5 protein-coding genes and 2 pseudogenes are annotated in these 6274 nt (G+C 60.0%); 2 read left to right on the top strand and 5 right to left on the bottom strand.

Annotated features, from left to right (window positions below; genetic code table 11):
- Both I73_RS33375 and I73_RS22405 read left to right on the top strand, forming a co-directional pair.
- Positions 1-751, top strand: a pseudogene (locus I73_RS33375) (transposase); the annotation flags it as partial.
- The gene (locus I73_RS22405) at positions 748-2007 is read left to right on the top strand and encodes an ATP-binding protein (protein ID WP_022982663.1); all 1260 of its coding nucleotides are present in this window, start codon (positions 748-750) and stop codon (positions 2005-2007) included. The pseudogene I73_RS33375 and the gene I73_RS22405, both read left to right, overlap by 4 nt.
- A gap of 78 nt (positions 2008-2085) precedes the next feature.
- On the opposite strand, the gene I73_RS22400 is transcribed toward I73_RS22405, so the two are convergent.
- The 5 genes and pseudogenes from I73_RS22400 to I73_RS34940 all read right to left on the bottom strand — a co-directional run.
- Positions 2086-2433 carry an H-NS family nucleoid-associated regulatory protein gene (locus I73_RS22400; protein ID WP_026097087.1) on the bottom strand — a complete coding sequence of 116 codons (348 nt, stop codon included), beginning with the start codon at positions 2431-2433 and terminating at the stop codon, positions 2086-2088.
- A gap of 117 nt (positions 2434-2550) precedes the next feature.
- The gene (locus tag I73_RS31960) at positions 2551-3912 is read right to left on the bottom strand and encodes a TniQ family protein (RefSeq protein ID WP_083876997.1); all 1362 of its coding nucleotides are present in this window, start codon (positions 3910-3912) and stop codon (positions 2551-2553) included.
- A complete protein-coding gene (locus tag I73_RS22395; RefSeq protein ID WP_022982661.1) occupies positions 3909-4253 on the bottom strand; it encodes a hypothetical protein in 345 nt (114 codons plus the stop codon). Before I73_RS22395 ends, I73_RS31960 begins: the two co-directional genes overlap by 4 nt.
- Positions 4254-4404: 151 nt before the next feature.
- Positions 4405-5658 carry a TnsD family Tn7-like transposition protein gene (locus I73_RS31955; RefSeq protein WP_234409587.1) on the bottom strand — a complete coding sequence of 418 codons (1254 nt, stop codon included), beginning with the start codon at positions 5656-5658 and terminating at the stop codon, positions 4405-4407.
- Positions 5659-5667: 9 nt separating this feature from the next.
- Positions 5668-6156, bottom strand: a pseudogene (locus I73_RS34940) (TniQ family protein); the annotation flags it as partial.
- Between the last annotated feature and the right edge of the window lie 118 nt (positions 6157-6274).

The following is a 6274-nucleotide window of genomic DNA, read 5'->3' as shown; positions in this document are numbered from 1 at the left end:
CGAATATCTGCACGAGCTCTTCGCCGAATACAACCTCACGGCCCCACGTCATGACCGTGTCGACGCACACATGATTGCGGCTGGCGTGCACCCGAGCCCGGCGGGCCTTTGGCGCTGGGGCTTTGAGATGGGCATCGGATACCGCAAGGATGTCGATGAAGCGGATCTGATCGACACCTTTCTTCCCCAAAGCACCGCCCGCGTTCGGCGGGATGCCGTCCGGTTTGCCAAGTGCGACTACTCCTCGCCTGAAGTCCGAGAGGCGCAGTGGACCACCCTGGCCAGACAGTTTGAGGGATGGAACCTCCCTGTTTGCCACTACCCAGGATCGATGTCCACTATCTGGACCCCGAACGTCGCGGGCGTCGGCATGCTCCGCCTGAGCCTCAGCGATCAGACGAAGGCATCGCCTGAAGTCTCCTTCGAGGAGCTTCTCGACAGTCTGGCCTATGAAACCATGATGCGGCCCCAGATTGCCCACGACAACAGGATGCTGAAGGTGGAGTTCCTTCGCCGACGCAAGTTGATGGTGGAAAGGGCAACGCTGATGACCAAGGAGGCGCTTCAGAAAGCCTCTGGGCCTATGCCGACGATGACGGAAGCCAGGGCCATGGAGCGGAGTCTGAGCCCGGACCTTCCTTCCTCCGCAGCCATGCAGACTGAGGCGGCGGATTTCAGCGACTCATCGGCTGCTCACCGGTCGCTCATCAATTCCTTGTTGGCGTCCGTCGATGAGGAGGACCGTGCATGACCCAAGCCTCCACGCTGAACCCCTATGCCGGCAACATCCTGATTGATCCTCTCGGGCCGTTGCTCTCGCGGGAGGACGCCGTCAAACACCTCTTGGAAGTCCCCCCGCGCCCCGGAAAACTGAAGGACATCCCTCGGCATGTTCGCAGGCACATGCTGATGGAGGTCCGGAATTTTCATGTACCGCCCGAGGTGGAAGGTCGGCTGTTTGAAACCATCGACCTCATGCTCCGACGGTCCTACCTCGATCGGAACCCTGTACAGCCTGGCACATGGCGCACATTGAGTGGGGAGGTGGTGAACTCAAAGCGTCCCGGCTCGATGGCATTTGGGGCTGCTGTCGAGGGGCCTTCTGGTTCCGGCAAGACAGAAGGCTCCATGCGGTGTCTCAACTGCTTTCCCGAGCTTGTCGTTCACGACACCTTTCCCAAGCTCGCAGGGCCGCATACCCAGGTGGTCTGGCTTTCCATCGATGTGCCCGCCAGCGGATCGGCGGAAGATCTCGCTCGGGCATTGATGCTGGCGTGGGAGAGAAGAACCGGGAGCGGCCGGTTTGCAGCGCTGCTTCAGCGGGAGCGCTACAAGAACCCTATGGCCGTACTCGACGAGTGGCGCCAGGTCGCTCTTTCCCACTTTCTAGGCGTTCTTCATCTCGACGAGGTTCAGAACTTCTTCAAGATCGGTACTCTGGAACAGCGCAGAAAGAGGAAGACCGGAGAAATTCTTGAGCTGAGCATCATCGAGGATCGATGCCTGAAGTGGATCCTGACGCTTCTCAACACCTGGGGAATGCCTGTTGTGTTCAGCGGCACGCCCGATGGCATCGGCGCAATCACAAACCGTCTCAGCAACCTTCAACGCTTTGCCACCGGCGGCTTTCACGCCTTCAGCACCTTTGGCTCTTCAAGCGACCCGTCGTTCGAAGTATTCCTCAAGGCGCTGTGGCCCTATCAGTACGTGCAGGAGCGGCTCAAGTACGCCGCTGAGCATGCCGAGCTGATCTTCCTCCTGAGCGGGGGAGTTCAGCGGATCATTGTGGCCCTCTGGATTGCGGCCAATCGGATCGCGCTGGAACGTGACACGGACGATCTGCGCGTCGATGACTTCAAGGAGGCCGCCCGAACCTATCTGGCGCCGTTGGCACCAGCCGTTTCCGCCATCCTCAGCAAAGATCCGCTGCGCATGTCTCGTTACGAAGATCTGGTCAGTCGGGATTCGACCTACTGGGGCCGCTTCTGGCAGCGGGTTGGGGAGTAGACCGCATATTGGACGCACCATCCGCTTTGAAGAGGCCGTGGGGAGCGCCCTGCGCTGGTCGGCAAGGTCTTCGTCTGTTCAGGCCTTGTCGACCAGCAGCTCTTCAGCCTTGCGGCCTGCTGCCAACGCATCCTTGAACCACTGCGGCCGCTTTCCGCGACCAGACCAGGTCTTGCCAGTTCCATCGCCGTACTTGGGCAGGGTGGCAGGTTTGACCACCTTACGCTCCGCCACCTTCGCGGCCTTGCCGCCTGCGGCTCGAAGTGGCCGCCTGGCGAGGCCCAAGTCTTCTGCGGTCAGTCCGTAGTGGGCAATCGCCTCCTTGATACGGTCGATGACCCCTTGGACCTCTTTGGCCTTGATCGACTCGGCCTGCTTTCTCAACTTCTCAATCTGTGCTTCGATCTGGGCAAGCGACTTGGCCATAGAAATCCTCGGACAGTGGAAAGGGACGCAAGTATCGCGCAGTAGCACTGGATCACGCGCGTTCTGCGGGAGGGATTGGCCTTGCTACTGTCTGCGCCCTCGGGAACAGGACTCTTCTCAATCGAGTATCGCCATGGCTTCAGACCTTCCAACATGCTCCGCCTCTCCTGGCGTCACGGCACGCATGCCTCGGCCCACTTTCTGCGGCACCGCCTCGCTATTGGCCATTTCCTGAAGCACAGACACCATGTTCGGACAGCACTCCCTGAACAGCGCGAGTAATTCAGAATCAGTCATATTGCCGAGCTGTGCACTCTCAGCAAGCGACTTCCCTTCTAACAGCAACGCAGATAGCGCTTGACGACGCCCCGATTTGTTCGCGCCTGAGAGGGAAGGAAGGCCAAGCTTCTTGAAGTGATACTCCGCTGTTCGGCGCGGTAATTTGAACTGATGTCGTACGTTTGAGTGGTCTCCGTAAGAGCCCGCGTAGGCACGAAGAATCCGCCAGTCTTCTGGTGCGGACGTGGAAGATCGCTTGACTCTGGGCTCTGGTCGGTTCGACTCGCTCTGCTCGGTGAGTGAGTTCAATGCCGCCTCAGAAGTTGGAAAGAGCACGGCTGCCGCCAAGAGGTAATTCCAAGCTCCTGAAGCACCTCGTTCCAGGTGCAATACTCCATCGACCTTATTGAGATGCCGCCCAACTGGCTTGTTCAACAGGTCCGGGCAAATGGTACCAAGCCACTCCCTAGGGAAGCTCTGAACCATGAAATCGCTGAGTAGAGGGCTTGAGCCTTTGCCACCATGTGTCCTGAATCCAAGGCTTCTAGCTTGCGACTTCAGAATCGCAGAGGCGATTCGTACATCCAATGGCTTCGGTCGCTCCGCCAGTCCTGCGGCCACTTCCAAGTAGCGACCCACTGCAGCATTGTTCGCCGCTGCCCTCCCAAGTGACAAGGAGACGCGTTCAGCAGTGTCCAGATGCGAGAGTGGCGTCTGTTCACTGCCTCCCTTAGCCAGAATGTAGAACAGGGGAGCGCCGTGGCTTGCACACCATACCTGACCGGGGATCTGGATATTGCGCCTCCAGTAGCTGACGCCGTGGCGATCCACATCTTCTTCGGCGCACTCAGGGCAAAAATACAGCCCATCACGTGCCGTCTTGACCCCACTCTTAAACGCAAATGAGAGCCTTTCCAGGCTGCCATGCATGAGTTCAGGGTAATAGTGTGTGATGGCGCGTCGGAAGGGCTGTGTTGTGTGCTTTTGCGCGAACTCTTCAGCGGTCTGGTCCGCCATCATCGCCAACAGTTGGGCCACAGGCAATTCGCGCTGCTGCCTTGAAGGCATACCGACGTGCATGGCCATGGCTTTAGCGAACTCATTTTTTGAGTGATAGCCGTTGGCTCGCATCAGTCGTCCCAGATAGCCGAGATCCAGTTCCTCCGGCAGCGGACAGGGCCTCACCAACATGCCGCTCATGTGGTCGTCTCTCCTGGTGACTTCAGAACGGACAGGGACCTGATCACGGTGGCCAGTGCACGCGCATGCGATGCAGACCCGTCCCAGGCGAACTGAACAGCCTCCACCAATTCATCGTTGGCCCGCACGGCATCTGCGGTCACGCCGGCTTCGAAGCGCTCCACGTAGAGGCACACCTCTTCCAAGAGTCGAGATGGGCGCACGCCCCCCGCGGAAAGGATCCGACTCACCTGGGACTGACTGGCGCCCACGGCGTCGGCGATCTGCGATTGGGCGATGCCAAGGCGACGAGCCTGTTCAGCAGCTCGGAGCACGCGTGCCTGAAGAGCAGCAGTGATCATGCTTAAAGCATATCACAGCGCATATATGCATACTTCCCACGGACTCATGCGTCTCCTGCCGTGTATGGCGGATCGTGTCTGTCCATGGTCACTATGACAGTTGGCCCTGGATCCGCAGCCTGTGAGACCTGCAGCCTCGCCGGCGCAAGAATCAGCTCAGTCCGAGGGCGTTTCGCGATCGGCTCAGGCTGCGCCCCAAGGCGAGCTCAAGGGCTCTCCGGGTCAGAGGAAGCCTGTCCAGCGCCCGCAGCTTGGCTTTGAGTGAGGGAACTGCTTGCACGAGGCCTTGCAGGCGAACGCCCTTGCCAGGGAGATCGTTCGCAATGGCCAGAGCGGCTTGCTCTACAGCCGCGGACAGTCTCAGGTCACGCTCATCCCATCGGACAACGCTGCCCCGCGGCTGCTTCTGAGCCTCCGTCTGAGGCGAATGCGCATCGAGCCAGTCTCTGTCATGCCGGTACAGCCAGGCATAGGCTGCCTGCGCTGTAGCCCGGACCAACTTGATGCCCAGCCCAGGATGCATGCGCAAGGCGCGTGTCCACTCGGTGCGTACCTGTTGGCGACGAGACTCGAGGCGAACGTGATCCCATCGTTCCTTCAACCCGGGCTCGGACAGCAGCACACGGGTGATCGTCGTGATCGACAGACCACTGCGCTGCGACACGGTCGCTTTGTCTTGCCCTCGGCGCAAAGCTGTGACGATGAGCCGCCGGAGCTGCGTATCCATGCTCTTGGGGCGCCGCTGTATGGAGACTCCCGCCTTGGACATCCAGCCAAGAGCGGTGTTGACGTCTACGCCCACCTGGCTTGCGGCAGATCGCGCAGAGGCCCCTTCGCGCACCAGCCGCAACAGAACCTGCTGCCCTCCCTCAGCCGCCGTCTGGTCTGCCTCTTCAAATGCCGGCAATCCAATCCGTGGACGCGCTGGCAGGTGCAATCCATCGACATAGCCAAGAAAAGTCGCTGAATCGCCAAACAGCCAATAGATCGCCACCAACGCTCTGAGCGGGTGGATGCCAGCTCGCGGGGGCCGCAGCATTCGTCCGATTTGCGAGACGGCCTCGTCCAAGGTTTCGGGCAGCGCAGCCAGCTCTGGGATCTCACGAAGTGGACTCACGCAACGCAGAAAGTCAGGCGCCAAGTCAGACATCCGAAGGCTGCCTGCAGGGGTGAGAGCTCCCATCTCATTGAGCCTCGCCATCAAAATCGACCAGACCCCAGAAGCATTGAGCCAACCGTCAGGCCGGCTCTCATGAACCAGGGATATGGTGAGTATGGAGAGACGAGCCAAGGACAAGGCTGCAGCGGAAGACAGCCCCCGAAAGGGGAGCTGCAGGCGCTCCTCGCGCGGTAGCTGCCAAGAGAAGCGCTCTATGCCGTTTGTCTTCACGTTCAGCTGCAGCAACGGCTCACCGTGCCGAGCACAGACCCAAACGCCCGGGTATTGATGCTCAAGCCTCCAGTAAGGCCACCCGTGGACTTCGACACCTTCACGGTGGCATCTCAAACAGGTCTTGAGGGGGTGACTGGCACCGAATCGACTCGTCAGCAGACCCAGCTTGAACTTGAGGTGAGCCACGGAAGAGCCGGACATCCTTCGAGCAGCCTCAGTGACAACCACCCTGGAGGCAAATGGCCGATAGAAGCGAAGGAGCGTTCTGTCCATGGCGAGAGCCTCGGCGCACCCATATGCGGCTCGCGTTCTGCCACAGAACGCGGCCAAGTGGCTTGGTAAGTCATGCTGGGTTCCGGCTCGCGCGTGCCCAAACAAGGCTTCGGCCGTCAGGCCAGGAACGCCGTGCCCCCATAGTCGATGCAAGCGAGACACCAGGCTGAACAGAGTCTCCTCCGGCAGCCATTCGAGAAGCGGCTCTCTGGTACCAATGAAACCTGGACTACCCATAATCCGCCTAGCCCGGGAAGGAAGAGCATGGAGCTTAGTCCAACGCTGGCCGGCCTCGCACTGCGCAACAGATAGGCGTCCTGTAATAGGACTCGACAGCCATCACAGGAAGCTTGGT

It is taken from the genome of Ideonella sp. B508-1 (genome assembly GCF_000333615.1).
Lineage (GTDB): Bacteria > Pseudomonadota > Gammaproteobacteria > Burkholderiales > Burkholderiaceae_C > Ideonella.
Note: the sequence above shows the minus strand (reverse complement) of the source record. Positions and strands in the feature narration are given on the sequence as shown.

Bases quoted from the DNA above. Each gene is read 5' to 3' on its own strand.
- I73_RS22405 (WP_022982663.1), top strand. From the start codon at position 748: ATGACCCAAGCCTCCACGCTGAACCCCTATGCCGGCAACATCCTGATT.
- I73_RS22400 (WP_026097087.1), bottom strand. From the start codon at position 2,433: ATGGCCAAGTCGCTTGCCCAGATCGAAGCACAGATTGAGAAGTTGAGA.
- I73_RS31960 (WP_083876997.1), bottom strand. From the start codon at position 3,912: ATGAGCGGCATGTTGGTGAGGCCCTGTCCGCTGCCGGAGGAACTGGAT.
- I73_RS22395 (WP_022982661.1), bottom strand. From the start codon at position 4,253: ATGATCACTGCTGCTCTTCAGGCACGCGTGCTCCGAGCTGCTGAACAG.